Annotated in this window: 39 protein-coding genes and 1 pseudogene; 17 read left to right on the top strand and 23 right to left on the bottom strand. The window is 49.4% G+C overall.

What is annotated here, in order from left to right; translation table 11 throughout:
* Positions 1–677: 677 nt before the first annotated feature.
* Entirely contained in the window at positions 678–1,172 is a 495-nt protein-coding gene (locus GTU79_RS19805) for a hypothetical protein (protein ID WP_203523601.1), read from the bottom strand.
* Positions 1,173–2,630: 1,458 nt separating this feature from the next.
* Between GTU79_RS19805 and GTU79_RS19800 the strand changes: the two genes are divergently transcribed.
* The 3 genes from GTU79_RS19800 (at position 2,631) to GTU79_RS19790 (ending at position 4,087) form a co-directional block, all read left to right on the top strand.
* Positions 2,631–2,903 (top strand): hypothetical protein, encoded by a 273-nt coding sequence (locus GTU79_RS19800; protein ID WP_214513299.1) that lies wholly within the window; start codon positions 2,631–2,633, stop codon positions 2,901–2,903.
* A 150-nt stretch (positions 2,904–3,053) separates the two neighbouring features.
* Positions 3,054–3,728, top strand: coding sequence for a hypothetical protein (locus GTU79_RS19795; RefSeq protein WP_214513298.1), 675 nt, complete (start codon positions 3,054–3,056; stop codon positions 3,726–3,728).
* Positions 3,725–4,087, top strand: coding sequence for a hypothetical protein (locus GTU79_RS19790; protein WP_214513297.1), 363 nt, complete (start codon positions 3,725–3,727; stop codon positions 4,085–4,087). Before GTU79_RS19795 ends, GTU79_RS19790 begins: the two co-directional genes overlap by 4 nt.
* A gap of 905 nt (positions 4,088–4,992) precedes the next feature.
* Here the strand turns inward: GTU79_RS19790 and GTU79_RS19785 are convergent.
* The 22 genes from GTU79_RS19785 to GTU79_RS19680 all read right to left on the bottom strand — a co-directional run bounded on the left by GTU79_RS19785 (position 4,993) and on the right by GTU79_RS19680 (position 16,681).
* Complete coding sequence (locus tag GTU79_RS19785; protein WP_203523596.1) at positions 4,993–5,208, bottom strand: helix-turn-helix transcriptional regulator; 216 nt, start codon at positions 5,206–5,208, stop codon at positions 4,993–4,995.
* Between the two features lie 55 nt (positions 5,209–5,263).
* Complete coding sequence (locus GTU79_RS19780; protein ID WP_203523595.1) at positions 5,264–5,461, bottom strand: hypothetical protein; 198 nt, start codon at positions 5,459–5,461, stop codon at positions 5,264–5,266.
* Positions 5,448–5,831 (bottom strand): DUF7446 family protein, encoded by a 384-nt coding sequence (locus tag GTU79_RS19775; RefSeq protein ID WP_203523594.1) that lies wholly within the window; start codon positions 5,829–5,831, stop codon positions 5,448–5,450. Before GTU79_RS19775 ends, GTU79_RS19780 begins: the two co-directional genes overlap by 14 nt.
* A gap of 2 nt (positions 5,832–5,833) precedes the next feature.
* Positions 5,834–6,250, bottom strand: coding sequence for a hypothetical protein (locus GTU79_RS19770; protein WP_203523593.1), 417 nt, complete (start codon positions 6,248–6,250; stop codon positions 5,834–5,836).
* Positions 6,247–6,585 (bottom strand): hypothetical protein, encoded by a 339-nt coding sequence (locus tag GTU79_RS19765; protein WP_203523592.1) that lies wholly within the window; start codon positions 6,583–6,585, stop codon positions 6,247–6,249. The genes GTU79_RS19770 and GTU79_RS19765 overlap by 4 nt, the downstream gene beginning before the upstream one ends.
* Positions 6,582–6,827 carry a hypothetical protein gene (locus tag GTU79_RS19760; protein ID WP_203523591.1) on the bottom strand — a complete coding sequence of 82 codons (246 nt, stop codon included), beginning with the start codon at positions 6,825–6,827 and terminating at the stop codon, positions 6,582–6,584. The genes GTU79_RS19765 and GTU79_RS19760 overlap by 4 nt, the downstream gene beginning before the upstream one ends.
* A complete protein-coding gene (locus GTU79_RS19755; RefSeq protein ID WP_203523590.1) occupies positions 6,824–7,174 on the bottom strand; it encodes a hypothetical protein in 351 nt (116 codons plus the stop codon). The genes GTU79_RS19760 and GTU79_RS19755 overlap by 4 nt, the downstream gene beginning before the upstream one ends.
* A 4-nt stretch (positions 7,175–7,178) precedes the next feature.
* Positions 7,179–8,054: a hypothetical protein gene (locus GTU79_RS19750; RefSeq protein ID WP_203523589.1), complete on the bottom strand. Its 876-nt coding sequence runs from the start codon at positions 8,052–8,054 to the stop codon at positions 7,179–7,181.
* A complete protein-coding gene (locus tag GTU79_RS19745) occupies positions 8,047–9,306 on the bottom strand; it encodes a hypothetical protein (RefSeq protein ID WP_214513296.1) in 1,260 nt (419 codons plus the stop codon). Before GTU79_RS19745 ends, GTU79_RS19750 begins: the two co-directional genes overlap by 8 nt.
* Positions 9,303–9,554 carry a DUF4060 family protein gene (locus GTU79_RS19740; protein ID WP_203523587.1) on the bottom strand — a complete coding sequence of 84 codons (252 nt, stop codon included), beginning with the start codon at positions 9,552–9,554 and terminating at the stop codon, positions 9,303–9,305. Before GTU79_RS19740 ends, GTU79_RS19745 begins: the two co-directional genes overlap by 4 nt.
* Positions 9,551–11,251, bottom strand: a complete 1,701-nt coding sequence (locus tag GTU79_RS19735; RefSeq protein ID WP_203523586.1) for an exonuclease family protein — start codon at positions 11,249–11,251, stop codon at positions 9,551–9,553. Before GTU79_RS19735 ends, GTU79_RS19740 begins: the two co-directional genes overlap by 4 nt.
* 66 nt (positions 11,252–11,317) lie before the next feature.
* Positions 11,318–12,013 carry a hypothetical protein gene (locus GTU79_RS19730; protein WP_203523585.1) on the bottom strand — a complete coding sequence of 232 codons (696 nt, stop codon included), beginning with the start codon at positions 12,011–12,013 and terminating at the stop codon, positions 11,318–11,320.
* Positions 12,014–12,020: 7 nt separating this feature from the next.
* Positions 12,021–12,689 (bottom strand): P-loop NTPase family protein, encoded by a 669-nt coding sequence (locus GTU79_RS19725; RefSeq protein WP_203523584.1) that lies wholly within the window; start codon positions 12,687–12,689, stop codon positions 12,021–12,023.
* A 1-nt stretch (position 12,690) separates the two neighbouring features.
* The gene (gene exoX / locus GTU79_RS19720; protein WP_203523583.1) at positions 12,691–13,350 is read right to left on the bottom strand and encodes an exodeoxyribonuclease X; all 660 of its coding nucleotides are present in this window, start codon (positions 13,348–13,350) and stop codon (positions 12,691–12,693) included.
* The gene (locus tag GTU79_RS19715; RefSeq protein ID WP_203523582.1) at positions 13,334–13,483 is read right to left on the bottom strand and encodes a hypothetical protein; all 150 of its coding nucleotides are present in this window, start codon (positions 13,481–13,483) and stop codon (positions 13,334–13,336) included. Before GTU79_RS19715 ends, exoX begins: the two co-directional genes overlap by 17 nt.
* Complete coding sequence (locus tag GTU79_RS19710; RefSeq protein WP_253073377.1) at positions 13,480–13,950, bottom strand: hypothetical protein; 471 nt, start codon at positions 13,948–13,950, stop codon at positions 13,480–13,482. The genes GTU79_RS19715 and GTU79_RS19710 overlap by 4 nt, the downstream gene beginning before the upstream one ends.
* Before the next feature lie 65 nt (positions 13,951–14,015).
* Positions 14,016–14,201, bottom strand: coding sequence for a DUF1482 family protein (locus tag GTU79_RS19705; RefSeq protein WP_203523581.1), 186 nt, complete (start codon positions 14,199–14,201; stop codon positions 14,016–14,018).
* Positions 14,198–14,326 (bottom strand): host cell division inhibitory peptide Kil, encoded by a 129-nt coding sequence (gene kil / locus GTU79_RS19700; RefSeq protein ID WP_253073376.1) that lies wholly within the window; start codon positions 14,324–14,326, stop codon positions 14,198–14,200. Before kil ends, GTU79_RS19705 begins: the two co-directional genes overlap by 4 nt.
* A gap of 88 nt (positions 14,327–14,414) precedes the next feature.
* Positions 14,415–14,687, bottom strand: coding sequence for a hypothetical protein (locus tag GTU79_RS19695; protein WP_203523580.1), 273 nt, complete (start codon positions 14,685–14,687; stop codon positions 14,415–14,417).
* 889 nt (positions 14,688–15,576) lie between these two features.
* Positions 15,577–15,906: a hypothetical protein gene (locus GTU79_RS19690; protein WP_203523578.1), complete on the bottom strand. Its 330-nt coding sequence runs from the start codon at positions 15,904–15,906 to the stop codon at positions 15,577–15,579.
* Positions 15,878–16,201, bottom strand: coding sequence for a hypothetical protein (locus tag GTU79_RS19685; protein ID WP_214513295.1), 324 nt, complete (start codon positions 16,199–16,201; stop codon positions 15,878–15,880). The genes GTU79_RS19690 and GTU79_RS19685 overlap by 29 nt, the downstream gene beginning before the upstream one ends.
* Before the next feature lie 81 nt (positions 16,202–16,282).
* Positions 16,283–16,681 carry a helix-turn-helix domain-containing protein gene (locus tag GTU79_RS19680; RefSeq protein ID WP_203523576.1) on the bottom strand — a complete coding sequence of 133 codons (399 nt, stop codon included), beginning with the start codon at positions 16,679–16,681 and terminating at the stop codon, positions 16,283–16,285.
* Between the two features lie 102 nt (positions 16,682–16,783).
* Between GTU79_RS19680 and GTU79_RS19675 the strand changes: the two genes are divergently transcribed.
* The 14 genes and pseudogenes from GTU79_RS19675 to GTU79_RS19610 all read left to right on the top strand — a co-directional run bounded on the left by GTU79_RS19675 (position 16,784) and on the right by GTU79_RS19610 (position 25,743).
* Positions 16,784–17,014, top strand: a complete 231-nt coding sequence (locus tag GTU79_RS19675; RefSeq protein ID WP_203523575.1) for a transcriptional regulator — start codon at positions 16,784–16,786, stop codon at positions 17,012–17,014.
* Between the two features lie 2 nt (positions 17,015–17,016).
* Positions 17,017–17,577 (top strand): toxin YdaT family protein, encoded by a 561-nt coding sequence (locus GTU79_RS19670; protein ID WP_203523574.1) that lies wholly within the window; start codon positions 17,017–17,019, stop codon positions 17,575–17,577.
* 38 nt (positions 17,578–17,615) lie between these two features.
* Positions 17,616–17,765: a hypothetical protein gene (locus tag GTU79_RS19665; protein ID WP_214513294.1), complete on the top strand. Its 150-nt coding sequence runs from the start codon at positions 17,616–17,618 to the stop codon at positions 17,763–17,765.
* Positions 17,766–17,884: 119 nt separating this feature from the next.
* A complete protein-coding gene (locus GTU79_RS19660) occupies positions 17,885–18,622 on the top strand; it encodes a DUF1627 domain-containing protein (protein WP_203523573.1) in 738 nt (245 codons plus the stop codon).
* Positions 18,622–19,359 carry a GIY-YIG nuclease family protein gene (locus tag GTU79_RS19655; protein WP_214513293.1) on the top strand — a complete coding sequence of 246 codons (738 nt, stop codon included), beginning with the start codon at positions 18,622–18,624 and terminating at the stop codon, positions 19,357–19,359. The genes GTU79_RS19660 and GTU79_RS19655 overlap by 1 nt, the downstream gene beginning before the upstream one ends.
* Positions 19,360–20,334: a DnaT-like ssDNA-binding domain-containing protein gene (locus GTU79_RS19650; RefSeq protein ID WP_203523571.1), complete on the top strand. Its 975-nt coding sequence runs from the start codon at positions 19,360–19,362 to the stop codon at positions 20,332–20,334.
* On the top strand, positions 20,246–20,785 hold the full coding sequence (locus tag GTU79_RS19645) for a replication protein P (protein ID WP_203523570.1): 540 nt from the start codon (positions 20,246–20,248) through the stop codon (positions 20,783–20,785). The genes GTU79_RS19650 and GTU79_RS19645 overlap by 89 nt, the downstream gene beginning before the upstream one ends.
* A gap of 21 nt (positions 20,786–20,806) precedes the next feature.
* Entirely contained in the window at positions 20,807–21,103 is a 297-nt protein-coding gene (locus GTU79_RS19640; RefSeq protein WP_203523569.1) for a MarR family transcriptional regulator, read from the top strand.
* Complete coding sequence (locus GTU79_RS19635) at positions 21,093–21,305, top strand: hypothetical protein (RefSeq protein WP_203523568.1); 213 nt, start codon at positions 21,093–21,095, stop codon at positions 21,303–21,305. The genes GTU79_RS19640 and GTU79_RS19635 overlap by 11 nt, the downstream gene beginning before the upstream one ends.
* Positions 21,302–21,771: pseudogene (locus GTU79_RS19630) on the top strand (class I SAM-dependent methyltransferase); the annotation flags it as partial. The gene GTU79_RS19635 and the pseudogene GTU79_RS19630, both read left to right, overlap by 4 nt.
* Positions 21,772–22,046: 275 nt before the next feature.
* Complete coding sequence (locus GTU79_RS19625; RefSeq protein WP_203523567.1) at positions 22,047–24,296, top strand: DNA cytosine methyltransferase; 2,250 nt, start codon at positions 22,047–22,049, stop codon at positions 24,294–24,296.
* On the top strand, positions 24,293–24,718 hold the full coding sequence (locus GTU79_RS19620; RefSeq protein ID WP_203523566.1) for an HNH endonuclease: 426 nt from the start codon (positions 24,293–24,295) through the stop codon (positions 24,716–24,718). Before GTU79_RS19625 ends, GTU79_RS19620 begins: the two co-directional genes overlap by 4 nt.
* Positions 24,715–25,188, top strand: a complete 474-nt coding sequence (locus GTU79_RS19615) for a hypothetical protein (protein WP_203523565.1) — start codon at positions 24,715–24,717, stop codon at positions 25,186–25,188. Before GTU79_RS19620 ends, GTU79_RS19615 begins: the two co-directional genes overlap by 4 nt.
* 303 nt (positions 25,189–25,491) lie before the next feature.
* Positions 25,492–25,743 (top strand): hypothetical protein, encoded by a 252-nt coding sequence (locus GTU79_RS19610; protein WP_253073375.1) that lies wholly within the window; start codon positions 25,492–25,494, stop codon positions 25,741–25,743.
* Positions 25,744–25,859 lie beyond the last annotated feature (116 nt).

Here is a 25,859-nt window from a genome sequence, read left to right as displayed (position 1 = left end):
ACATCTTGGCAATTAGAAATATAAATACCATGTACTTGAGTGCTATGGACCTGAATATCATGAAGCCTTAGTTTTGTCACGCCTGAAACATATAATGCATGACTAAAAGCATAACCCTCACCTTACTTATAATAATATTATTAATAACTGAGTTTGTACCATACTTAATGACTCTGATAACATCCCTAGCGATGGTGTCATTGGTAGTCTTTACGTCGCTAATATCGAGATTGCTGCAAGGCATGGATGCATACGTTCCTCCAGGCGCTTCCTCATTATAAATGACAACAGAAGCAAAATCAGATTTACCAACGATATGACGAATTGTTATGTTTTTGTCCCAAGGTATTCAGAGGTGATACCAACACAATCGTGGCCGGAATCAATATCTGCACGATCAACTACTACATCTGTTCCGTCCAAAATATGAATTCCGTCGCGTCCCCTGGTAATCCTCTACCACCTCCATAAATTGTGGTATCGTATATTCTGACGGTCATACATGTTTCAATAGAGACATCAATCAGTAGAGTTTCCTGCACGACATTCTTTCAAGTATAACCCTTCAACGTTAATAAATCTTATAGCGCGTGTAGAATTTTTTGTCGTAATGGCTGCACTTACACTTCCATCTACATTCAAACCTGTAATAGTTATATTCGTTGTATTAGATGATTTCAGGGCGTTATAGGAGTATCTGGAAGCGTAAATAATCCGCCACCATCAGTAGTATATATATTTGTACCGCTAGTCAGATTCCATGTGCTGAGAACCTGATATTTTCTCAGGAGGATAAGCACTCGGTTATTCTCGACAGCATAGGCATTCGCTCTTGTAAGTGCTGGTTGCCAATCATCGCCATCCGCTGTTTGATAATAAGCGTCAGGATAAATAAACAGGTCCATTAATTTTATAACTGAAGTGGCAAATATATCAATACCTCCTAACGCATCCCGCAATCTTCCCACATCAGTACTTAATGAATTGCTTATGGCGGGAAGCTTTAGTCCAAGCTGCTCTGTCGTATCGTCCGTTATCGAACCGCTTTCCCGCCCGCTCCAAGAGGGATTGTCAACTTCATCCTTGTCATACACATCCAAATTCTCCCGCGCCGTGGCGGCATCGCTTACATCTGACAGATTATTGATATCTAGCAAAGGAATACCTGGCATGATTTTTCCTTACTCGGTAATCATTCGGAAATTTAACGATATTCTCATTGAAGGATAAAGTGATTGAGATGGGAGAAAATCAGAGTATGTCTTAGCGAGAGGGTTAAAAAGGCCAGGGTATGGCCCAAACGTTCGCAGCAAATGGAACCTAATGGAAAGGATCTCATCATACCGAAACGGCTAAATTTCTCAATTTCTCAATGCGTTGTGTTTAAATGTAGTTTTATTGCTTCACAAATCCTACCCGGTGGCATAGCCTGTAATTATATACAGTAGTTCGTATATGACCGCAAAGCAAAGCTTCTTCCAGTTGGAGGCTTTGCCTTCATTGACAGCACCATTTGGAGGTAGGTTATGCCAACATCGATATCAGTCACCGGTGTGATCCCGACATCTGAAGAATACAGTGATCTCGTTACTCAAGAAGAATTAACAGCTGCTATTGGCGCGTTGTCAACGGAACTGTCATCATCTAGCGGGGAACGTTAGTCAATACCAGCATCGGCACGGTAGAGGAGCGATTTACGGCAGATGAAGCCAGAATAGTGCATAATTTGGCTCCAAGCGCAACGGACCCCGCAGCGGCAATCGAAGGAGATGAGTTTTCAGCACAACGGATAACGTTTATAAAATCTATCGCTCCGGGGCTTGGGTTGTTAATGACTCCGCAGCATTGGCACTTAATTTAGCATCAACTACAGGGTTATCTTTTATTGGCCAGGTAGACAGTGTTGCAACTTTAAGAGTAACAACATCGACATCGGGTACCAGAATATCTCTTGCATCCTATTTTCCCGGACTGGAATGTGGTGGTGGAGAACTTATTTATACGGCCGACGCAACATCGGATGACGACGGAGGTACTATTTTAGGGTAAACGATGATTATATCTGGAGGAGGGCAGTAAAATCAGCAGTAAATGCAACATGGTTTGGAGTCACCGGTGATGGGGTAGATAGGGGATATATGTAAAAGCCGCTTTTGATTATATTATAACAAACGGTGGAACCCTTATTTTTCCGAAAGGGACTGTTAATTTAGGAACAATGAGATATGCTACTACAGCAATGAATGGTCCTTCATTTACAATTACAGGTTATGGATGTAAAATAATTTGGGAAAATGTAGATCCAATACCGATAGATATTACAACCACTAACTATTCAAGTGAGACCGCCTTACTATTTTTGGTGCTGATCCCACAGGTTATGGACGAGGTGATTATTTCCTTCATTCATTATTGAGGGTTTACCTTTGATTATTCAAATCAGGCTAATAAAGGCGGTAATACTTATGCAACAATGGGTGTTGGGCCTCACCCAACCCCTTATAGTTGTGGCACTACTATGTTAGATATATGGGGAGTTTTACCCTATTGTACGTAATTGTACATTTCAAAATTGTTGGGGAAATGCATTACGTTTCCGAAATTGTAATGGCCCCTATGTTGATAATGTATTGGTTAAAGATGTTGCGGCTAATGAATTAATTAATCGTCTTACTAATACATTAAAATCCGATTCATTTGGCAGTGGTTGTTTCATGTGGGGATGTGCTAATGGTAAAGTGCAAAATTCACAATTTATAAATACGAAAGTGTATATCTGTGATCCTTCTATTGTTTCTCCTGAAACAGGAGCTGTTATTAATGGAACTTTAGTAGGATATATAGGATGTTATGCAGAATATCCAATGGGAGTAAATACTAATTCCAAAGTACCCCTGGAATAACTACTGTAACTGATCCTTCTGGCCTGTTATTAAAAGATGCTGATACAACCCAATATGTTACATTTGAAAATGTGTCTGTGTCTGGATACGTTCTAGGTATAAAAGTGAAAATACTACAAGTGTTAAAGTGTTGAATTGTATGTCTACTAATTGTTATTTGCCATTAATAAATGCGTCAAATATGTTCGTACAAGGTGGAATTTTGATAAAGCTGAATGTTCTTATAAAATAAATCCACAAGGAGGTTATTATTTTCAAGATTCTACCGTTGCTAATGGTTCTTTTAGTGGTAATTATCCAAATTCAATATTTATTATGGATGGAGCAACAATTACATGTAGGCATGCCCATGCTATTGTAAATTCTAAAGGACATAATAGAATAACCAATTGTAGATTTAATCTGTTTGATCAAGCAACTCTATGTGATCAATTAACAACAAATACAATTTATTTGACTGAATTTGTTGGTAATACAATAACATTTAATGCCGATATGGTTAATACTACTGGACATATAAGAATTACTAATACTGATGTGTTGAGAATGACTAATAATACGTTCATAAATCTTGGCACTACAGCAATGCAACTCGGCACCAATGATAGTGGTGGTAACCTATGGAACGTTGATAATAATCAATATTCTGGTCCCTTTACAATTAACTTCAATGGTCAAATTAAAAGCATAACATTTAATTCTAATGTATTTCACAATGTTGGGTCAGTCACTTTAGGCGGCCAACTTCATGCGCAATTAAATGGGAATACATGGGCAGCATTACCGGATTCATTTATGGTGGGAGGGGTCATCCTATTTATATGAATTCTTTACAAAATTTTGAAATATCATATAATGTTGTTTATAGAAATCAAGATATTGCTGCCGCAGGGTTAACTGCTCATTATAATTTTATAGCATGCTTTAATAATCCAAGTCGGTTTGGTAGCATTACACATAATGTTATTAACAATAATGCAACTACATTTGGTCTTCGTTTAATTTCGGCATTATTAGAAATATGCGATATTAATAACAATCGTTCTGACTCAACTACTGCACCAATGGTAAGTTGGGGTGCATGTAAAGGACCAATCAATATTAAAACAATGGTTGGATTGTGGGAAATCCTTCCACTGATTATAATAAAGTGGCAAATTTATCAACTTTTATCTACCCCATAAAGGAGATGTTGTGAATTATCTATTGCCTACTGCAAGTGGAATTATCGGTATTGTTTGGGATGGTACGCAATGGTTAAGCTCTGGTACAGTCGGTTCAACAGCAATAACTTCATAATGGAGATTAAAATGACTTATAAATTTAATGAAAGATGAAATTAAATCATTGCAAAGATGAATGATGGCGTCAGTCAATAATGTTGGAGAATATTATTCTGACGCTTCTTATGAGGATCAAATTAATTTAGTAAATTTGTTGTGAATAGTGTATATGCAGATACTGCATATGATTTGATTAAAACTTCTACAACTATAGCAAAAATGCATCGTCTTCAGGTGAATAATATAAATTAAGGACCCTGCGCGGGGCTCTTAATTTCGTCTTTGCTCAATGGGCAATCTAGACAATATTATAAGCTATTGCATGGAATCAACATCAATGTAACGGTATCCAGATACAGCTTGTCTTAGCGCTGGTTCAGCAGCAGAACGCGAGTGCCTGGCGCGACGTTGTACCTGCCGATAGGATCTCCATCCAGTGCGCCAGCGACTTCAACGCCTGCGTTCAGGAATTCGAGGTATTCCTCGCGTGTTTCAAATTGAGCGGATCGGCGGCACATGGTGTCGTCTTTGTAAAACGTATAACTGAAGTATAGGGGTCTGCTGGGGAATGGTTACGTATGTGATCAACGATATGAGGCGGGAAGAGTTAGATGATTGGCCGGGGATGAGTTCGTTTTCAGGTGTAGCGGGTGGTTGAAGGGTAAAAGTTGATGTGGGTAGATGCCAGTTGAGCTATCAGTGGTGTCCCCGACAGACATCATATTTATCCGTAGAAATGCTGTTATAACGGGGATTCAGAGAGGATTGGTTTTCGAGGATACCCCAAATGTACCCCGATTGAAATTTCATGGCGCATTGCGAGATCTTTTAGCCCGGTCAGATTTCCATTGCGAATATTCGCCATAATACCATTTGGAGGATCGGCCAAGCTTAATTGGGGCAGGGAATTCATTTTTCTTAATCATGCGATAAAACCACTGAAATGTCATCCCTGAATCGCGAGTGATGAATTTCATATCGATCAATGAGCCTGGCAATAGTTCATCGGTTTGTTCAGTCATGCATCACCTCGCTACCGGCGGCTAATGTCGCCGGCGCAATATTGATTTTGTGAAATCAGCCTTTAGAAATTTGCTTAATGCTGTCGAGCAATAACCGGGCCCGGCCACCCATCCCTCCACCGCGAATTCCGGTTTCCCGGTAATAATATTCGTGAGAGGAAACCGCCCAGGTCGTGGGGGTCATGCTCAATTTCACCTGGTATTTGCCAGTGCTGCGCACCACAACGCCCGTATGCGTTTTAGTTTTTGCCATGGCTACCACCATTCGCGCTTGCCGTCGGGAATATATGGCCCTGGTCGCATGTTGAATTGCCGTTTGGGCGCCGTTCGGTTGTTACCAGCGATGAGCCGCAGCGCGGGCAGCGGCGCACAATGGGCGCGGCTGGTTTCGCTATGTACTCAGCTCGCAGTTGCAAGGTACGGCCATCCACCATGGTAAAACTGGCTACCCCGCCCTCCATGGCGAGTTTTTGCGCTACAGCGCCGAGAGCGAGATCGGTAACATCGACCTTCTCACCAGTAAACTGCATGGCGCCGGCCGGGCCGCCCTTCATGGGTTTTGCTGTACCAGCAAAAATAGTCCCGGTAAGCGGTGATAAACCGATGTGAATATTTTTAGCCATGGCTATATGTCCTCCGCCAATTTTTCTACCCATTCGGGCGCGCACTGCGAACAGATGCCGGTGCCGGCGGCACGGTCTACTTTCACCCAATGGCATGCAACGCCATTTTCATCGACGCAGGCATGGTCATCCGTGCAGCCGCATTTGATGCAGGTGCAAACCATTGGCGCCGGTTCTGCCTCTGGCATCGCCAGGATATTCAGGCCTTCAGGGCGGACGTGCGACATCTGCAGTGACACGCCGCAATGGGGACAGGCATCAAACTGCACCGTAAACCCTCGGCCGGAGCCGACGACGACACCTTGCAATCCCTCTGGCAGGATTGCGCCATCCGCGCGTTTGGCCTTAGCCACCAACTCAACGCGGCATTCGCGCCAGGCGAATTGAACACGTGGCTTTTTAAGAGATTTCGCCATCATTCACCCTCCGCGCTGGTAAATTTGATGACTGGACCATCGGTTGGGTGGAATTTGTCGAAAAAACCCTTCTCTCGATTCAAACGTATCCACTCGCAATTAGTCGGAATTTTGCTGGCTTGAACGATGCTGTTCATCAAGCGTCCACTCATGTAAATGTCCGTTTTGTCGTGTGGATCTCGACTCGCAGCGACTGCCATGTTGTCCCAGACATTTTGCACTTCAAACCAGATCGAACAGCCCCAGGTTTTAATGAACCACCCTGGTCTAACACCCCTCTCAAACAGCGAATCCCCGTTCGCAATGTTTATAACCAAATCGTCTTTGTTCTCTTTCATGAACTGACCTCCGCGCTGCTGGCAACCGGCTTAATGCGTGACAGCAAATAACAACCGCGCACACCATCGAGCCACACGACAGCGGAATGGCCACTCAGCACTTCAGCAGCCGATCGCGTCGTCGTTTCCATGGGTTCATCGTGATTGTCGAGCTGAACGAGAACCTTGCTGCCTACCGGCACCGCTGCATTGAAGCGATCGCATTCGGCTTGGAGTTTTTTCAATGATGGGCGCTTAATCATGCGTCACCGTCCTTACGGCGCAGCCAGACAGCGCACGGCCCGTCTTCGGTGTCGTGGATAGACACAAGGAACCAGCCTTCGCCCTCCGGCGATTGTGGGCTCCAGGCGGCGCAATCACAGTCCAAGTTTTCCCACGCCAGGGACTCAGGGCTACCCGGTTCAACCTCCTCGTCCATCAGCCGGGCGGAGCATTCGACACCATTTGCCTCTAACCATGCTTCGAACTCACCAGGCAGGGGATATTCATTGCCATCCGCTGGTTCGGGAAAGTCTGGGTGAGTCCACCACCCGCACGCATCACGCTGCGGCTTTACTGGCTGGATGCGTTCAATATTGGTTTCAGACATTGGTCTAGCCCTCCATCTGTGAGCGGAATGCATCAATTTCGTCAGCCACTTCATAGTTAGGAAATATCCCTACGTCAGGATCATTTTCCCTGCACGCATCAGCACAGCCATCCAACCAGTCAAAAATAAACTGCCTTGCACCTTCGCTTAAATCATCCGGAATCCGGCTTGCTGCTGGCGCCGTGGCACAAGTGTGTTTGGCACGTTCAATAATGGCGTCAGCCCAGGAGAGGAGGCGATCCCGCTTCCAATGATCCATTTCCTGAATACTGTAAGCCGCAATGTAGGCCATATTATTCAGCAGCAAGCGATCCGGCACCCGGCTTGCTGTGGGCGGTGTAGTGAGTAACTCACCCTGTTCGCCAACATCGCGCGGATCGGGTTTGGACCAGAACGCCAAAACTTTTCGGCCATCACCCTTGTATGGGGCCAGCCACGGTCCGTCCACTTTTTCAAACGAAATCAAAATCGGGATCTGCCGATAGGCATGTCCGTCTCGGAAATCTGCCGGCATGCGCAACAGCGCGACCGGTTCCAGGTCAGGATCCAGAGTTTGCAATTGCTGAATTAATTGGCGGACGGTTTTTGGCGCACCCCATTCGACGGGGCGAATGCCCTGGCTATCAATATGCTTGCGCCAGGCTGTCGCAGCTGCTCGCAAATCTCTTTGAGCCTCCGAACCAGGGCGCTGATCATCAGCCATGCTTTCCAAACGCTCAGCTACGTTCGCGCCGAGATATGTATAGGACTCAGCCGTCAGCGAGGCGAGGGCGACGCGAGTTACATCAAGTAAGAATTGTTGTTCTGTACTCAATGCAACATGCGCTTCAAAGAAAGCGATAACACCTTGACACTGCCCAATCAGCTTTTGCTTACACATGGTCCACCGCCTTATCGCCGTTGGCTAATGCCGGCTGTTCATGCTGCGCCGATGGGACATATTGGTACTTATGCAGGCTGGCGATAAACCGAATAGCCATTGCTGCAGCCTGAATCGCCTCGGCCCTAACTTCTGCAGGTCCGGATTTGTGCGGCTCATAAGTAGCCTGCAAAACCGCCTTGCTCAGCTCTCCAACTTCCTCATCAAGAATTTTGCTTGCATGGATGGGATCAGTCGGCCATGTGGGGAATTTACGCATGGCGCGTTCGAGTTCAGTGAGAATTGGGGTGAAAACAACGGGCACCGCGCTAACCGGTTGCATACCAGCGGCATTGATAATGGCCCTAACTATTTCAGCGGCGAATATCTCTCTTTGCTCATTTTCTTGGTCGACCAATCCGGTCACCAATTGCCAATAAATCGAATCACCTTCAAGGAATGGGGTATCGAGAATCTTGGCGGTATCCAGCAAGACAGATGCTACAGGCGCTCCATTTATGATCACCGCGCCGCCCTTGGTGCTGATATTTACGGAATAATCACCGGGCGATAAATCGGGGTCGCTGTGGTTTGCGTTAATGCCGGTGGCTGGTGCTGGCGGCGCATTCAGTGCCTCCAGGGCAATGCCGATCAATTTTTCCTGGCAGATGTCTGTCGGCAGTTTTGACATTATTGTGCTTTGCCGCTGAATATATTTCTCAGCGAATTCAATCAGCCGCATTTTTTCATGCACGTTCAGGTCGTGCGTTGCGTTAATCGGCTGCGGGGTCGAAGTGATGGCCGGGAGCAGATCATAATCACAAACCTCAGTAATATAAGTCGCCACATTATCGTTATCGTCTTTTTCACGCAGCCCGGTTTGCGTGGCGCGCTGCATGACGACACCCCAGACAATGGAGTTAACGCTGTCAGGCCAGCCATCGCAAGAATCCCCGCGAGCGGTATCGATATCGCCTTTGGCGCACGCTATAGCCTCTTCTTGAGTAGCGAATTCCTCATAGCCGCCATCTTCGCTATATGCAAAGTACCCCACAGGGTCACCCGACGGCGTATTTCGGTGTGCGAGTTCAACCTCTAGGCCATCAATTTTCGCCTTCAAATTATCGATGGCCCTCACTTGGATTTTGTCTGCGTTATCCAGGGAGTCGATGTGGTCGAGTAATTTGGTCATCGTCACTCGTCCAAAAGTGCAATCCCATTTTGCACCAGTGCGTAATTTTTCAATTTCTTCTGGAGTTAAAGTTTTTCTCATAACGCCCCCATGAATGCCTGGCCCGGCAGGTTGCGCAGCCGGCGGAATCCATTCCGCGCGGTGGCCACGTAGCTGGCATAGCGATTAACAACCTCGACGGTGATGATCATGCCGTCCACCTCCACGCGATATTCCGTATGGACCTTCTGCAGACCGTAATTGCCGAACTTGTCGTGGTGTTCGGCCAGCGCCGCCCGGCATGCGCGCCGGGCGAGAGGTGACTTGGTGTCACGGATGATTAATTTCATTCGAACGACTCCAGCTCGATGTGCTGAAACTCGATGCCGATATTGCCCAGGTACGCCAGTTTCTTTTCAACCAGGGCGATCCGGTGCTCAAGATTGTCCAGCGCGATCAGGGGGAGGGCCGGCACTTCCTGCTGCGCATCATTACTTTCGCCAGCCGGCAATTGAAAGCCATTTTCGCCTTCAGGACTATCCGTCTTTTCCATCTGCACATTGCCGGTGTTCTCCGCATTAGGGGCGCTCTCAATCTCTTCTACCTCACCGGTAAACGACACATCGAGGTATTCCTCAAAAGTGATCTCGATATAGCCCATTGCAAGTAGGGTGCGCAGATTGACCTGGTTATAAATCTGGCGGCATTTCCCGGTGCTCGGGTTTTTCAGATAGAAGGGGCCTTCGCGTTCTGGCTCTGCCAAACCGTCAACGGAAAATTTACCGTCGCCCAGGTTTTTGACCTCCGGCTGTGCAGCCGGCCCGTCGGTGGTGAAAACAGGGCTATCCAGCAAGGTATTCACGCTATTGCTGACTTCGTTGATGGCGGACTCTGTACTTAATCGGTAATCAATCCATGCCTGATGAGATCCAGGCATTAGATGAACGTCTGGAACAGCGTCGCGGATCAGCGAGAAAATAGTTTCTCTCGAGTGATCGAGAATGCCATCGACTTTGCGCAATTTCTGGCTCCATTGCCGCCACGGTTCCTCGCGATTGGCTACCATTTCTTTAGCGCGGCGCGCAATCGGCCCCGGAATTTCGTGGATATCAAAATCCATCGGCAACAGGGCGCAGGCGATCTCAATATCCAGCGAGTCGAGCGTGAACGGGAACCCGGCTGGCCGGTCCAGTTTGGGCGCTGCGGGCACCGGCGCGGCAGGATACGCAGGCGTTACAGGTGCTGTGGTTTTTTGCTTTTCAATCCAGCGCGCGGTGATATCGTCGCGAGTGGGCACTTTCCCCGTATTTAGTTCATGAGCGTTATTGTGCGAGTTTACCCATTCAGTAGCGAACGACAATAGATGGGCGAGCTCTGGCGATTTATCGCTTGCTGGCCAGACTGTTTTTATGGCATCTACCAGATCGAAAATTGTCTCAGGGAAACAGTGCAGCAATTGAGGGATGTTTTTTAACGCCAACAAAACATTTTGCGGATATGTGGCTTCCATGTCGTGCTGCAGGCTGGTAATAGCCACACACTGATCGGTGTGTATTTCAGTGAACGCCCCGTAGAGCCACGCGCCGAGCACGCGCTGAACAAAAGTCGCATCTTGTGCGGTGATCGTGACAATATGGCGGCTGGCGGCCGGCGCGCTGGATTCATCCTGCGGCACTGCCATGTTTTGAGCGAATGCCGGCACCTCCGGTACAGAAGGCGCGTCGTTAACCGTGGGTACTGCCGATACCGCTGGTGCCGCCGGCATTACCATAATTTTACGGCAGGTGCGACCGTCCTCAGCTAAGTCGTATCGATCGAACCACGTTTCATCGAGTGAATACTCAACTGGGAGGTCATCGAAAACCGGAAAATCAATACGGACCGGCAACTGATAATCAGCACCGCGGCCGGTGGCAATGTCGGCATCTTCCAAGATATTCATAATTTCCCGCTCGGCGCGGGAATCAGATTTGCTTTCGAACCAGCAGAACAGGCTTTTCTTTTCAGATTTAGCCCGGCCCTTGATGAGAAATGAATATGTAGGCATTTGGTGTTCCTATGTTTATTGGTCAATACTCGATTTATTCAATTTAAATACTTTAAAATCAATAAGTTAAAAGGGAATATCGTCGTCGAACTCAGACATCTGCCCGGCGGCCGCCGTGTGCTGATTTGCGGCCTGCTGCAGTCGCGACTGCGGGACTCCATTTTGTGCAGCATAGGGATTGCCCTGAACGTTGCCGCGGGGGCCTGAGTGCTGCGGAGTTTTCAGCCGTTCGTCTCGGTCTTTCATTGAAGCCTCGAGAGCGGCGATATCTTCCGCCGGCGCATTCTCGGAGTGTTCCGCGTACGTGCGACGTGTACCGGGCTGGAAGACGTTACGGATCTCAAACCGGTAGCCGTCGGCACCGTCATTTTTGGTGTAGAGGGTTTTCTGAAGGAAGAGACCGGCCTTTTTACCGATGATGTTGGGGCAGGTCCATTCAGTACCTTGCTCACCCTGCACTTGGACGGGTTGCAGGTTTTTAACCTGAACGACCCACATCAGCGCGTAAATCAGCCCCATCCCAAAAGTCGGTTGACCATCCTTACCCACAAAATTTATGCGCAGATAATTAGCCTTGGCACCGTTTGAGTCGAAGCTCAATTCCAGCGCCTGCGATTGGCTTCCGTCTTTGCCAAACGTATATATGGCGGAAGTTATGGTGCCTTCGTAGGCGCCAGTTTCGCTGATGCCACTGGCGGCGCCGGCCTTCTTCGCCATTTCGGCGCCTTCGGGGTTCCAAGCAAAGCTCATAGGTTGATTCATGGTTTCCTCACAGTTCAGTCATAAATTCAGTGATGGCGACATCGACCGCTTTCAGATCGTTGTCGATTTCGGTCATGCCCGGGAACAGGTCGGGCGGTGCTTTGGCGGTGTCGTTGTCATCGCCCTTGATTAAAAAGACGTGCTTACCGTCTTTCTTGATGGCGCGCAGGACGATAGAGAAATAGCCCTCGGGTGTTAATTTTTCATTTAGCATTTTTCCGGTCGTTTTCATTCGGATCTTTCCTTCCGTCTCCTCTGTGTGGGCGAGGAAATAGACCCGGTATCCGTCCGGCAGCTGCGTAGCCGCCATGATGATTCGCCATATGTGATCGGCCATTTCGGTGAATTTCCCGTATCCGGTCTGGTAAGCGCGCATCATATTTTCGTGCTGCATGACGGTCTGGAAATCATCAATGATCAGGACCTGGCGTGTCTTCGAAAGCACCATCCGGTTGATGGTGTCCTGGACCTGTTCCCAGTCATCCATACGCAGAACGTTACCGCGCTGCTTTGTGCCATCCGGCAACAGCTTTCCGTGCAGGTGCCAGCCGGTGGCGCGGAACGGCAAAATCTTGGGTATGCACTGCAGCAAGATCACTTCATCCGGTTTGAAATTGCGCAGGCTGTAGCTTTTGCCGGCGCCGGAATCACCCAGGATTAAAACGGGAGTACCCATATCACGCCCCCAGCCAATGGCGAATGGTGAACTGCAGGTCTTCGTCTAGATCGCTGGAGCCCAGCAACCAGCGCAGATACTGCGGATCGATAACGGCAATCTCGTCGAAGGACTTCCCCTTGTGCTTGCCGAACCGCAGGGTATGCAGCAGGGATGGCGCGTTGGAGATTTCGCGCATCTGGCGCATGGTCCACTTCGCCAGGCTGCCCATATAAATCAGCAGTTCGGCCGTGACGTAGCAGTCATAGAGCGCGCGGTGGGCATACAGGCCTTCCGGTACCGCCGGCTTGAGGCCCAAGCTGTATCGCAGGTACTGATTGCTATGGCTGGCGTGGGCCGGGAAAAGCTTGCGGGCCAGCTTCTGGGTGCAAATCCAGGGCGCATCGATTTGCGGCAGTTTAGAACGGTCAAATTTTGCATTGTGAGCAACGTACGCGTCGGCGCCCAGGTACCGGTCGATGACATCGCTGATTAGCGGGGCGTTCTCTACCATATCCTCGGTGATATGGTGAATGGCCATGGCCTCGAACGAAATCGGTTCAGGCGGCTTAACCAGGTCGCTCATCGGGTTACAGATGACGCCATTTACGATATCGACGCTGGCAATTTCCACCACGCCGCCTTCAAGGCTGGTCGTTTCTGTGTCAATTACACGCAACATATTCCCTCCCGGTTCGGGCATCGTTGATTGCATCGAATGCGGCGAGCTGGTGCGCCAGCTCATCCAGTTCCCGTGGCGTCACGCTGTTGCGCAGGCAGAGCAGGGCGATCAGCACCATGACATCGCTGTTCATGAAATCCTCCGGCGCGGCGTGGGGACCTGTCCGGGATGGCGAGCGAAATAGCTTTTTGCGCAATCGCTGTCAGCGCAAAATTGGACATAACGGATATCGCGATAAAACGCGATCACGCGAGTGATGCAATCCGCTTTCGCCCGCAGCGCGTTGCAGTTTGCGCAGCGTACGGCGTCGAGGTGCTCAGTAGCGGACTGCAGGAAAATGCTTTCTTCAAAGCTGCCGGCGATTCCCCGGCTGTCGATGTACTCCACGAACGTTTCTTCGTGGCCGTCCGGGAACTGCATGGCGCCGCGGCGAATGAATTCGACAACGTACGTGCCCAGCTTCAGCTTTGCGCCGGTCGGCAGCTCTGCGAGGCGTTCCCGGGTTAATGTTTGGTATGGCTGCATGGTGGCATTTCCCTCCAACAGGTTGTAGAATCCCCTTAGCCAGTGAATGCGCCTTTGGGTGTGGTTATTGGTCAAAACTCGATTCCGGAAAGCTTTGGTCGGCTGACCGGCGGAAGAACGCGCTTCGGCGCGTTTTTGCGTTATTGGGTCGGCTGCTCGTCTATCTGATGCATAATGCCGTCGACCGGATAGCAGGCACCATTAATGCGCTGCTCATACGCCGCCTGCCGGCAAACAGCCTCGGACGGGTAGACATCGACAACAGCGTCAGTGCAGGCGCCATGCGTACTGCAAATGCTGATAACCAGTGCGAATAACGTATTCATTGAACTCTCCGCATCGCCTGGCCTAATTTGACCAGCGCTTCTCGCCACATTTTTTCATCACCCAAAAACCGGGCGATAACCGCTTTGTTGCGCGCAGCGGCGGCCATGGCCGCTTTGCCCTTCATTTCAGCCACCAGACCATCATCCCCAGCGCGATATAAACCACTGTCATGATGAGCATCAGAATGGACAGGGAATGCCAGCCGTTGCGGCTCATGACCTTCTCCCCACTCGTTGAAGCTGGTAGTCGCAAAAGTAATCGCAAGAGGTAGCGTCTTCCTCGGTTGCTGGACGGCGGCCAACTTGAGTGGCCTTTTCTCTAATCTCGCCCCAGCAGACCTGATCGACTTCTTCCGACCAGCCGTCGACGGCATCTCCGCGATAAGAATCAATCCATTGCTCAGCGGCGGCTTTTGCCTGTTTAGCCGTTTCGAAGACATCAAAACCATCGTCTGGGCAATATGCGAAAAAACGGAGTTTGCTCATGGCCGCGATCCATGGATTAGTTCGATGATTTCGCCGGGTTTCTCTTTCACTTCCAAACATTCCCCCGACGCCATTTGAAGATTCGAATTGATCCCGGTTGTGATGGTTTCAATGAGATCGGCATTAACAAAAATGCATTCCAGTTCAATATGGGATCCGCCCAGCGAATCGTCGTCATGAGTGACACAGCACTGATGGAGCATTAGAAAATTTGCCATTTTCCCCTCTGGCCGTTGTCGCCCGGCTGGCGGAACATTGTTTTGACCTGCTGCGCGTTTGTGTCTGCCATCTCATCCGGTGGTTCGTGTGCCGCCGGCAGCTACTGCGTGGGCGTCCTGCCTGGATGACTCGTTACTGCGTTGAAAGTTATTAAACACAATGTTTATAATAATGTCAACATAATGAGTTTAAATTTGCATGGAAAGACAAGAGTCGCTTTTTCTGGCGGCAGATAGGCTGGATGAAGTGGGGGGAGGATTTAAGGCATAAAAAACCCGCGCGAGGGCGGGCTTATGTGTGTGGGTTAGATTAAATAGCTAGCGCCTGGTGGTCGAAAAGGGGGATGCACTGAAAATCGACTATCTTCATTTCTTCTGAAGTTATTTTCCTATAATGCAATACATATTCTGATGTTCTATCACCATATCTATTTGTTTTATCGTAAAATTTTATACCGATATGGTAATGCCACAAACAATACATTTGTGCATATTTAACTTTTGAAACGAAATTAAAGTCATTTTTACTTACATCTTCAGAGGATTTATTTCTTCCCTCGAGATTAACCATTCCTACATGTCTAACATGAGATACAAAGATAAGTATTTTTTCCTATCCTCGGGTGGGAAATTTTGTAGTTCCTTTGCAAACAAGACGCCGAACGTGACAATCATTCAAGATCAAGCCCCATCAACCAAGCATCGAGTTCTTCAACAGAATGAATGTTATCAGGAATTTGTAAATTGTCACTTTCAACGTGGGCTTTCATCCTTACAAGATCAAAGTTGAATTGAGCAGAAGTGCGTTCGGGCGGAACGAAAAACATATCCATTGATGCCCCTGTGTGCTTGGTAACAACGACTGAATGGTCAGTCTGAGCGTTAGAGTGAGCCGAGGTAACAGATGCTCTATGATCACTGCCAGCATAGAGGTTAATGTTGAATGGAACAATAATACTTTTCGTTCCCGCGCTACCAATAGGACCATATATTGAGTACATTATGAGCCTCTTTTGCTACTTCGTCATCTAGGATGGCAAGTTGGGCAGTGATTATGCTAGATAATTCTTCCGCATGAGACCTTGTTAGTGTCATTGAGGCGATGATTTCTTTATTTAAAGAAACATTACCAACAAAGTCACCTTTGTCATCCAAGTTGAGATCCATTACGTGTTTGACGAAATGTATAGTGCAGAAAGTTTCGGCACCCATTTTTGCTGGGATAGTGAACGTTGAATCGACAATAGCAGATATAAAATTATCTGATTTCTTCATTAATTTTAGCTCTTTGCTCATTTTATTACCCTAAATTTTGTTTGTCATTTCCTAAAAATCCCGCTATCCCCATCTTCACCAGCCGTATCTTGGTCTCGATGACTATAACTCATCGCCTACCGGCTTATACCGTCCCCGCAGATATTTCTCCATATATTCATCCAGTTCTTTTAACCTGAGCTGGAACAGATCGATCATGCGGTCCTGTTCAGTGTCAGGTAGCTGGCGAAAGAGTTCCAGCATTTTCAGTTCGCGGGGCCTAAGGCCGTTTTCTTCATCAACCTCTTCACCCAACAGCCAGCCAACAGAAACACCAAGTGCATCAGACAGTTTCAGAACTGAGCTTTTGCCAACGGTTCCTCGAGAGAACCAATTGTTGACTGATTGCGGGCTGACACCAGCGATTCGGGCCATCTCAGCCTTAGAGATACCCTTCAACTCCATCAGTTCGCTTAGTCGCTTTATCTGCGGATGATCTGTCTGGTGATTATTTTCTTTCATGCCGTGAGTTTAAACCAAAAGTTTACATCGTAGAAATCTCATAAAGTTGACATTTATATAAACATATTGTTTAATCTCGATGTCTACCCATGGGAGTGAAGTATGAATGCATTAGATAAGGCCATACGCAAAGCGGGTAATGCCAGCCGGCTGGCCGAAAAACTCGGACTTTCACCGATGGCAATAAGCCACTGGAAGAACCGTTACAACGGTGTAATTCCATCAGACCACGTCTTCCCGATTTTTCATTTAACCGGTGTAACTCCTCATGAGCTACGCCCAGACCTTTACCCCAATTCTACTGACGGGGTTCCACAACAACAGGAGTCATAGCTATGCGCGCCAGCCCATTGAATGATAACGACAACCGCCTGACAAGGTTGATTTACAGCAATCAGAAAACTGCAACACCCATCACCAAAAGTCACGGCGTCACGCACGAAAAGATCCGCTGCGCTGTTCGTGCATGGGCGGCGAAGTGGCGCAGCAAAGAAGCGGTGGCGGCCGAGATTGTCATCGCCTGGCGGGAGCAGGGAGGCGAGGAAATTCGGTTCCATGAAAATCACCAGCGCAACGCCCAAAAAATCTTTCGCTGGATAGACGGCGATTCCCCGCGGTACCGCCGTTATGTCGCCATGCTCACGCCGGCCATTGTCGAGGTGCTCCCGCTTGAATTTCGCGCCGACATCATTGAGCCGGATGACCGCCTGGTGCGCGTCGCCGAGGCTACGAAAGAATGCGCCGAAGCGAGCAGGGCATCTTTGCTGGGCGCGCCCGTTCGCGAGCTTGAGAAAGAAATCCGGGAGGGCATAGAGTCGCTCGTCCGCCTGGCGCCAAAAGAGCGATGGAGCGTGGTAATGGCCAGCGTCGCGGCCCTGTTCGGAAATTGTTTGTAATCGAGTTTTGACCAAAAACCATACGAGGAAACCATCCAATGAGTTGGGAATCCTTTATCGAAAAGAACGTCCGCGAAGCCCTGGTCAAGCAGGGCTACACCCCGGCAATTGCGCAGGGGGGGGGCAGACGAAGCTATCGCCCTCTATCGGCGCATGTCACAGGGCAGCGGGAAAGGGCGCATCTATGACGACGTGCTCAGGCATGCGCGTTTGTGGGCAGAAAAATACGGCCTGCCGGCAAGAAAGCAAAAGCCCAAAGCGGCAATTGCACCGCGCCGGCGCCAATAAATAAACAACAGGGGATCCAATGGAAACTTTACTGGATGTCATCGGGAAGATGGAAAAGGCGACCACGCGGGACATCGCCGCCCGAATGCAGATAGATATTCGCCCCGCGCTTGAAATGCTGCGCGAACACGAAGACCTTGGGAAAATCTGTCAGGTGAATGGTCTTTGGCAATTGCCGATTGCCGAAATACCTGTTTCTGCACCAATTCCCTTGCAACGTATTGAACAAGTAGCGATTACGGCCAATAACCTCATTACAATTATTACCCGTGAAGGACCGCAAACTGCAGAGAGTTTGGCGCAGATGACTGGCACAACCGCCAGGCGGATAGCCTCAATTCTTGAAGTGGCTCTCAACCGGGGCCAGGTATTGCGCCGAAACGACAATGGCAAATTTTATTACTGCCTGCCTGAACAGCAACCAGAGCAACCAGCCGAAGCACCCGATATCCCCCCTGGCTTTGTCGAACTGCCGCCGATAGTAATCACGGCAAAAATCCCTGATGAACAGCCAGCCGGCCCGGGTGAAAGTGAGGCGGAATTTATCGATTCGATTCCCGTTTTCGTGAAACCCTCTGTGGCCATAGAAGTCCCAACATTGCGCGAGCTCGGGAAGGAAATTTCGCGCACCAAGAACCGCCTTGCGCGCTTGGAGAAGTGCCGAGCAGCATTGCGGGTACTGAATAATTACAAGAGCACATTAGCGGCGATGGCGGCCGGCCCGGCGCCATCAGTTGACGCTAAGGATGGCGAGTAATGGATTTCTTTGACACAAATCCGTTCCCTCAAAACGATGATGAAGAAAATCATCATTTTGAGCCTATTGCACCGATTAATTATATTACTGAATGCGCCACCACCTTGCCCATTCCGGATAGCTTTACTCTTTGCGGGTGGGTGTACGTCCTTAGCAATGAAGCTATGCCTGGGCTTTATAAAATAGGGATGACCACAACCGACCCGGAATCCAGGGCGGCAGAAATATCGCACGGCACGGGCGTTCCTTTGCCCTATAAAGTCGAATTAGCTTTTTTCTCTAATGATCCCCGCAGTGACGAGGAAAGAATTCACGAACATCTGAGTTCGGCAAGGATTAATCAATCAAGAGAATTTTTTCGATGCTCAATTGAAGAAATTAACACGGCCTTCATTGATGTTGGGCTTTTAGAAAGAAAGTCAAATGTAGAGGCGTTAGCTGATAATTATCAGATCATTACTTTTGATAAACCCTCAAAACTGAATCTACGGTATTTATTTGAAGAATTGAGGATAGAGATTTTTGGAAACGCGGATGCTGCAGCGGAAGGGCTTATTCGATTATCTGCCTTAATCCTCAAGAGACAAAATATTGATGGTCGTTCCCTTGTTCTGCATAACGGAAACGCCCAGATGATTGTTAGCGAGCTTTACCAACGATATGAAAAATACCTTTACAGGAGTCAGAGAAACAAAAATAACCAAACATACGATTCAAAACAATCCGGAGAGTTCTAAATGGCTCGTATACGCACAATCAAACCGGAATTTTGGACAGACGAGGATTTGGCTGAAGCGTCGGAATGTGCGTGCTTATTGGCAATTGGTTTGCTGAATTATGCTGACGATGAAGGATACTTCAACGCAAACCCAAAACTCATAAAGGCTGCCGTTTTCCCACTACGGGAACCTTCCGTTCCTATTACCGTAATGATACGGGAGCTTTCAAACCATGGTTATTTATCCATGTTTTCAGCTCCTGACGGCAAGCATTTTGGGTTAATTAAAAATTTCACAAAACACCAAGTGGTGAATAAAGGTAAAGAAAGTAAAATCAAAGAGTTAGAGTTATTACCGTATGAGTACGGTACTGATACCGGACAAGTACCTGTAGGAATGGATCAGGGAATGGATCAGGGAAAGGATAAAACCACTCTCTCTGGCGAAGTCAAAATTTTAACCGATGGGGATGTTTTGCAAGATCCAACCCCACCCCCCAAACCTGTTCAGCCGGAGTTTATTCCTGAGGTCGATGAACCCATCGGTAAATTCTCCATGCACACTGCCTGGAGACCCTCTCAGGATTTTCGGCGACGGGCCGGGGTTTGGAACCGAATCCTTGACGGACCTGATCCAGGTTACACAGACGCCGAGCTCTCTCGCTTCGTGACGTACTGGCAAGCCGAGGGCAAGGTATTCCACCACGTTCAGTGGGAACAGAAATTCGCCGACAGTGTGCTGTACGAACGCCGTCAAGCACTCAACCAAAAATCACAAGGGGCACCCAATGGAAAACCGAACCAGGCAACCCTCCAGCACAGTGGTGAATCTCGAGCAATGCAGAAATTCCGGCAGGCCACAGCCGAGCGACACGGAGATGATTTTGTCCAGGCTGTGGCAGGCCATGGTCGAGATTTACAGCGACCGGTGGATATCCAAGAACGGGGCGATACCTACATCGACCTGGGCAGCGACGATTGGTCATCTGACTGAAAATGAGATTGGTCAAGTCGTTCAGGCTTGCCTCGAAAAATGCGCCGCCGGCAATACCTGGCCGCCTGACTTAGCTGAATTCGTTTCGCTGGTTGCCGCTACCGGTGCGAACCCGCTTGGGCTCACTGTCTACGGTATTTTGTCAGAGCACAAAAAATGGGTCAAAGAATCTTATCGCTACGGCGGAGCAGATGAATATCCCTGGCGCCATCCTGTGCTCTATCACATCTGCATCGAAATGCAGCGCGCCGGCCGACGCATGACCGAGGGAGAACTTGAGCGGCTAGCGGAAAAACTCCTCACTAAGTGGATTAAGCATATTAAAAACGGGCTGAGCGTGCCGCCAATTCGGCGCCAGATAGCTCCGCCCCGGCATCCGGAAGGGCCGACGCCGGCGCAATTGCTATATGCGGAATATTTGCGTCGCAAAGCAGCAGGGCTTTGTAAATAACCAAAAATCGAGATTTGACCAATGACCGAACTATCAACGAAACAGCGCGTAACACGTTTTATAAAAAGCCATGAAGGTTCTACTTCCGCAGAAATTTCCCGAGGACTCGGTCTGTGTAAATCTGCTGTCAATGAGGCGATTAAACGGCTGAAGGAAGATGGAAAAATTTCCGTCAGATTGGATGGTAATCGTCAGCAAATTTATCCGGGGATCATTGAGGATAAATCTCCACAAGAAGCATATGGCGTTAACCGCATGGTGGACTTTTTCAACCGCCGAATATCCCTGGTGAGGGAAGGGGGCGAGCATGCCAAATAATCTCGATCCGAAAGTCGTTGTCAGGGTTTCAATCCAGGGCGACGTCAAAGAGGTATTCATCGGCGAAGTGACTATCGGCATGCGTTCTGACATATCGAACGTCAAGATGACCGAAGGTTACGAGAAAACCGTTCGTACGGCATGCGTGGCAGCGATTGATAAAATCGATCGCGCTTTCACTCAGGCGGCAAATGACTTATGAAAAATCCGCCAATTCTTGATATGTGCTGCGGCGGCCGTGCCTTCTGGTTTGATCATGATGATGACCGGGCCGTATTCGTCGATATCAGGGCCGAAAGTCATACACTCTGTGACGGCCGGGCCCTGGAGATTCGCCCTGACCTGATAGCCGATTTTCGCCATCTTCCTTTCGCCGATTCCACTTTCAGCCTGGTGGTGTTTGACCCGCCGCATATGGCCCGCGCAGGGGGGGTAGTTGGATGAGAGCAAAATACGGTGTGCTGAATAAGGAGACATGGCAGGCGGACCTGCGCGCCGGATTTTGTGAGGCGTTCAGGGTGCTGCGGCCCGGCGGCGTACTGATATTTAAATGGAACGAAACACATATTTCGGTGAGTCATATTCTCGCGCTGACTGACCATAAGCCGGTGGTGGGGCATAAGTCCGGCAAGAGGTCAGACACCCATTGGATGACCTTTCTCAAGGACGAATCTACAGCAAAACCCGAATCCGATCCCCTGCTGGCATACGCCACCAGACGCATTATCGAACTTGAATCGCTACTGAAACCGGATGTACCGGAAACCGTCTGGCCGGCCGAGGTCCATTTCCTGTTCGACCAGGTACCGGCTGCCGGCAGTCTCCCGGCAGATCTGCAAAACAAAATCCGCAGTCACATTAATCGCATGAAATTAGACGGTATGACCACCGACGCCATCATCCAACAGACCGTCAAATTAACCGCAGCCATGGGAGCAACAGCGTGAGAGAAATTATTGTTGATAATTTTGCCGGTGGTGGCGGTGCCAGTACGGGTATAGAAATGGCGATCGGGCGCAGCGTGGACATTGCAATCAATCACGACCAAAACGCGATCGATATGCATATGACAAACCACCCCGACACGTTGCATTACTGCGAAAACGTTTTTGACGTTGATCCCGTGGTTGCCTGCGGCGGCCGGCGCCCGGCCCTGGTCTGGTTTTCGCCTGATTGTCGCCATTTTAGCAAGGCAAAGGGCGCCACTCCCGTCAAAAAAGAAATCAGGGGGTTGGCCTGGGTCTCTGTTCGCTGGGCGTTAGATACCCATTTTCGGGTGGGCATACTCGAAAACGTCAAAGAGTTTAAAACCTGGGGCCCACTTTTGACCATGGCTGACGGTACACACAGACCTGACCCGGCCCGGGCAGGTGAAACCTTTGCGGCATTTGTAGCGATGCTGACGACCGGCATTGCCGCTGATCATCCTGCACTGGATGAATGTTGCGAAGTCCTCGGTATTGCCGCAGATAGTGAGGATCGACGCCGGCTCATTGCCGGACTCGGTTATGACGTCGAATATCGGGAATTGCGCGCCAGTCATCTGGGGACGCCGACTATCAGGGAAAGGTTCTTTATGGTGATGCGTTGTGATGGGCGGCCGATTGCTTGGCCGAAACAAACGCATGGTGACAGAAAATCGCCAGAAGTTCGAAGCGGAAAATTTCAACCGTTCCACACTGCAGCTGAAATCATTGACTGGAAAATCCCGAGCCCGAGTATTTTCGAACGCAAAAAGGCGCTGGCCGATAATACTCTACGTCGTGTCGCAAAAGGATTGTGGCGCCATGTCCTGACTAACACAGAGCCGTTCATCGTCGGCGCGGGCGGTTCGGAATATAGCGGTAAACCGGCCCCCGTAGATCAGCCAATCGGCACGCTTACCACGGAAAATCATCGCGCCGTCGTGAAACCTGTGCTCGCGCCGTTTCTGAATGAACACGCCAATGCCAGCAATCAGCGGACGATGCCGGTGGATGAGCCATTGCGGACGCTTTGCGCCCAGGTCAAAGGTGGACATTTCTCGGTTGTTGCGCCGTCGCTGGTTTCCCTTCACGGCACCAGTGACGCACACCTCACCGGCCACGATATAGACCAACCGCTATCAACAATTACAGCTGGCGGTGGGCACCATGCGCTCGTCGGCGCTGAATTGGTCACTGCGCATATCCAGCGTGACATGGGGAATAGCGTAGGGCACGGCGCCGATGAACCGCTGGGCACGGTTACGGCTGGCGGTGGCGGAAAATCTGCGCTGGTCGGCGCCCATCTGATAACTATCGGCTACGGCGAACGCGAAGGCCAGCAACCGCGGGCGCAGGACATCAATGCTCCGCTGGGAACTGTCGTTGCTGCCAATAAGCATGCCCTTGTGTCCGCACACTTGGCACATTTGACCCATCACGGCGACCGGCCAGGCACCACCCCAGCAGATCCGCTGCCAACTATAACGGCTGCGCACCGCGGGGAACAGGCCCTGATTTGCGGCAATCTAGTAGACATGGGCCACGGCGAGCAGTGCGGTACCGGCGCCAAACGCTGGAGTGACGGTGTCCGCTCTCTCGATACCCCGCTAAATACAGTAACCGCCAGCAGCGTACCGAGCGCGTTAACTTCCGCATTCTTCGAGCAGGCTAATGGCGGGTTTTACGATGGCGATGGCCACGCGGCCGACGCGCCGATGTCCACAATAACGTCGGCCGGCAGCAATCAGCGGCTTGTAACAGCCTACGTCGTCAAATATTACAGTTGCGGCGGCCAGTCGCAGGGCGTTGATGAACCGGTGCACACCCTTACAGCCAAAGCCCGAATGGGGGTAGTGCAGGTCGTCAATGTGCCGGCCGATTGCCTGTCAACGGAGCACCGGGAAAAGGCCCGCCAGTGCGCAGATCTGCTGCATAAATACCTGCCCGAGCATTTCCCCGAACCGGCCGATACGGTTTTGATGAGCTATCAGGGTGCCTGGTGGGCATTGGTGGATATCACCCTACGTATGCTGCAACCGCCCGAACTCTATGGCGCCCAGGGATTTCCGGCGTGGTACGTCATCGATCAGGATTACAAAGGCAAAAAATACACGAAAGAGCAGCAGGTCGCCCGCTGCGGCAACGCCGTCCCGCCGCCGTTTGCTGAAGCTTTAGTCCGGGCTAATATCCCAGAGCTCTGCCAGGCCAAGGCCGAGGAAGCGGCATGAAGCTATCAAAAAAGCAGCGGGAAGAACTTAAGCAAAAATTCGGTGGCCGGTGCGCTTATTGCGGTTGCAAGTTATCCGAGAAAGGGTGGCACGCAGACCACGTTGAAAAAGTCGGGCGGATACTTGAAATAGACCAAAAAGCCCGCGCAAAGGGGGTATGGAAACTCCGGGCTACTGGCGAATTGATGAATGAGCATCTGGATACATTTGAAAATCTCTTTCCGGCATGCGCACCCTGCAATTTATTTAAGGGCGGGTTCAGTCTCGAAGAATTTAGGCATGAAATTTTCGCTCAAGCTGAACGCGCCCGTGCATATTCCGTCAATTTCCGCACCGCTGAACGCTTCGGGCAAATTCAAGTAACTCCGTCGCCAGTTGTTTTCTGGTTCGAGCGATATAAAGCCAAATCGGAGGCCGCATGAGCGATGAATCCGATTTACCTCCAGACGACAGCGATAACGTACTGGTTTTCACAAAGCGATTTGATGCCAATGCCGACATCAAGGAAATGCGCAATTTTGTAAAAGCGCCAGACGCGAAAAGCAAAAATCGCTGGTGTACCCATCCAAAGATTTTGGTTGACGATCATCTTCGCACATTAACGTGCCGCTCATGCGGCGCTGTGGTTGATCCGTTTGATTGGATCAATTCCGTCACAGACGGAGAGACGAAGGTTGACTGGGAGCTGCAAACATTACGCCGGGAAATTACTGATCACCGCACTGGACTGGAAAAGCTCAAACAGGAGGAACTCAACTGCCGGGCACGGGTGAGAACTCAACAGTTCAAATTAAGCGATCTGAGTGCACAAATTTATAAGGCTGGTCAGGAATTGGCTTTTTTAACTGAAAGGCTTGAGCAAGTGAAGGCGCTCAGGGGTAGCAGCAAATGATTTATGACGGCAAGTTACCCATGTTATGTCAATGCTGCCATGCCCGTTTCGCGGCGGGCCGTCGCAGTGTCGCGGACCCGTTAGACCCCATTATCCCGGTCGGGGAAAAGCTAAAAGTTATTGAAGGATCTGTGCCATGACCGGACAACCTTCGATTTCGTAAATGCATAATTTCGATCAGTAAAAGTGATTTCTGTCGCCAAAGAGGTTAAGGAAAGGGTAATTTTTCGTTGCAATTGCAATGAATTGGCGATAATAATTACTGTATATTTATACAGTTAATCGGTGATTATTGTGCCTCTTATGGATGATTTACCAGACTCTGGGTATGCCGTAGTGCGCTGCGTCGATAAAACCGTTGTGGCCACTTTCGCTGATTTTCCTGATTGCGAAAGGTCAGTAATGTACCGTCATGCTACAAAAATACTGTTCCTGCCGCTCCGGGATGATGAGGTAATCGGCACTCCAACGCTCTTCACGAAAATGCTTGAAAAGCCGGTTACAAAGTCACTTAAATTTCTGATACTATTAAATCAAGGCCCTGAACAAGCCTGACCTGCTGCGCCACTGGAGAACACCATGGCGCAGTCACAAAGCATAAATCCCCAGCGACTGACGTTTAACGACGCCAGCGATTTTTTGCATTCTGCGGTTACCCCTGGCGGTGACGC

It is taken from the genome of Sodalis ligni (assembly GCF_016865525.2).
GTDB classification, from domain to species: Bacteria; Pseudomonadota; Gammaproteobacteria; order Enterobacterales; family Enterobacteriaceae; genus Acerihabitans; species Acerihabitans ligni.
Note: the sequence above shows the minus strand (reverse complement) of the source record. Positions and strands in the feature narration are given on the sequence as shown.

Excerpts from the sequence above, each read along its gene's own strand:
- GTU79_RS19805 (WP_203523601.1), bottom strand. The coding sequence starts at position 1,172 with ATGCCAGGTATTCCTTTGCTAGATATCAATAATCTGTCAGATGTAAGC.
- GTU79_RS19695 (WP_203523580.1), bottom strand. The coding sequence starts at position 14,687 with ATGAGCAAACTCCGTTTTTTCGCATATTGCCCAGACGATGGTTTTGAT.
- GTU79_RS19665 (WP_214513294.1), top strand. The coding sequence starts at position 17,616 with ATGAGTTGGGAATCCTTTATCGAAAAGAACGTCCGCGAAGCCCTGGTC.
- GTU79_RS19715 (WP_203523582.1), bottom strand. The coding sequence starts at position 13,483 with ATGAACAGCGATGTCATGGTGCTGATCGCCCTGCTCTGCCTGCGCAAC.
- GTU79_RS19620 (WP_203523566.1), top strand. The coding sequence starts at position 24,293 with ATGAAGCTATCAAAAAAGCAGCGGGAAGAACTTAAGCAAAAATTCGGT.
- GTU79_RS19750 (WP_203523589.1), bottom strand. The coding sequence starts at position 8,054 with ATGTGTAAGCAAAAGCTGATTGGGCAGTGTCAAGGTGTTATCGCTTTC.
- GTU79_RS19785 (WP_203523596.1), bottom strand. The coding sequence starts at position 5,208 with ATGACTGAACAAACCGATGAACTATTGCCAGGCTCATTGATCGATATG.
- GTU79_RS19725 (WP_203523584.1), bottom strand. The coding sequence starts at position 12,689 with ATGGGTACTCCCGTTTTAATCCTGGGTGATTCCGGCGCCGGCAAAAGC.
- GTU79_RS19780 (WP_203523595.1), bottom strand. The coding sequence starts at position 5,461 with ATGGCAAAAACTAAAACGCATACGGGCGTTGTGGTGCGCAGCACTGGC.
- GTU79_RS19685 (WP_214513295.1), bottom strand. The coding sequence starts at position 16,201 with ATGAGCAAAGAGCTAAAATTAATGAAGAAATCAGATAATTTTATATCT.
- exoX (WP_203523583.1), bottom strand. The coding sequence starts at position 13,350 with ATGTTGCGTGTAATTGACACAGAAACGACCAGCCTTGAAGGCGGCGTG.
- GTU79_RS19640 (WP_203523569.1), top strand. The coding sequence starts at position 20,807 with ATGACCGAACTATCAACGAAACAGCGCGTAACACGTTTTATAAAAAGC.
- GTU79_RS19740 (WP_203523587.1), bottom strand. The coding sequence starts at position 9,554 with ATGAAATTAATCATCCGTGACACCAAGTCACCTCTCGCCCGGCGCGCA.
- GTU79_RS19770 (WP_203523593.1), bottom strand. The coding sequence starts at position 6,250 with ATGATGGCGAAATCTCTTAAAAAGCCACGTGTTCAATTCGCCTGGCGC.
- GTU79_RS19670 (WP_203523574.1), top strand. The coding sequence starts at position 17,017 with ATGCGCGCCAGCCCATTGAATGATAACGACAACCGCCTGACAAGGTTG.
- GTU79_RS19765 (WP_203523592.1), bottom strand. The coding sequence starts at position 6,585 with ATGAAAGAGAACAAAGACGATTTGGTTATAAACATTGCGAACGGGGAT.
- GTU79_RS19645 (WP_203523570.1), top strand. The coding sequence starts at position 20,246 with ATGGTCGAGATTTACAGCGACCGGTGGATATCCAAGAACGGGGCGATA.
- GTU79_RS19690 (WP_203523578.1), bottom strand. The coding sequence starts at position 15,906 with ATGTACTCAATATATGGTCCTATTGGTAGCGCGGGAACGAAAAGTATT.
- GTU79_RS19635 (WP_203523568.1), top strand. The coding sequence starts at position 21,093 with ATGCCAAATAATCTCGATCCGAAAGTCGTTGTCAGGGTTTCAATCCAG.
- GTU79_RS19615 (WP_203523565.1), top strand. The coding sequence starts at position 24,715 with ATGAGCGATGAATCCGATTTACCTCCAGACGACAGCGATAACGTACTG.
- GTU79_RS19745 (WP_214513296.1), bottom strand. The coding sequence starts at position 9,306 with ATGAGAAAAACTTTAACTCCAGAAGAAATTGAAAAATTACGCACTGGT.
- GTU79_RS19655 (WP_214513293.1), top strand. The coding sequence starts at position 18,622 with ATGGATTTCTTTGACACAAATCCGTTCCCTCAAAACGATGATGAAGAA.
- GTU79_RS19650 (WP_203523571.1), top strand. The coding sequence starts at position 19,360 with ATGGCTCGTATACGCACAATCAAACCGGAATTTTGGACAGACGAGGAT.
- GTU79_RS19735 (WP_203523586.1), bottom strand. The coding sequence starts at position 11,251 with ATGCCTACATATTCATTTCTCATCAAGGGCCGGGCTAAATCTGAAAAG.
- GTU79_RS19790 (WP_214513297.1), top strand. The coding sequence starts at position 3,725 with ATGAATTCTTTACAAAATTTTGAAATATCATATAATGTTGTTTATAGA.
- GTU79_RS19775 (WP_203523594.1), bottom strand. The coding sequence starts at position 5,831 with ATGGCTAAAAATATTCACATCGGTTTATCACCGCTTACCGGGACTATT.
- GTU79_RS19680 (WP_203523576.1), bottom strand. The coding sequence starts at position 16,681 with ATGAAAGAAAATAATCACCAGACAGATCATCCGCAGATAAAGCGACTA.
- GTU79_RS19660 (WP_203523573.1), top strand. The coding sequence starts at position 17,885 with ATGGAAACTTTACTGGATGTCATCGGGAAGATGGAAAAGGCGACCACG.
- kil (WP_253073376.1), bottom strand. The coding sequence starts at position 14,326 with ATGAAGGGCAAAGCGGCCATGGCCGCCGCTGCGCGCAACAAAGCGGTT.
- GTU79_RS19755 (WP_203523590.1), bottom strand. The coding sequence starts at position 7,174 with ATGTCTGAAACCAATATTGAACGCATCCAGCCAGTAAAGCCGCAGCGT.
- GTU79_RS19675 (WP_203523575.1), top strand. The coding sequence starts at position 16,784 with ATGAATGCATTAGATAAGGCCATACGCAAAGCGGGTAATGCCAGCCGG.
- GTU79_RS19760 (WP_203523591.1), bottom strand. The coding sequence starts at position 6,827 with ATGATTAAGCGCCCATCATTGAAAAAACTCCAAGCCGAATGCGATCGC.
- GTU79_RS19730 (WP_203523585.1), bottom strand. The coding sequence starts at position 12,013 with ATGAATCAACCTATGAGCTTTGCTTGGAACCCCGAAGGCGCCGAAATG.
- GTU79_RS19610 (WP_253073375.1), top strand. The coding sequence starts at position 25,492 with ATGGATGATTTACCAGACTCTGGGTATGCCGTAGTGCGCTGCGTCGAT.
- GTU79_RS19705 (WP_203523581.1), bottom strand. The coding sequence starts at position 14,201 with ATGAATACGTTATTCGCACTGGTTATCAGCATTTGCAGTACGCATGGC.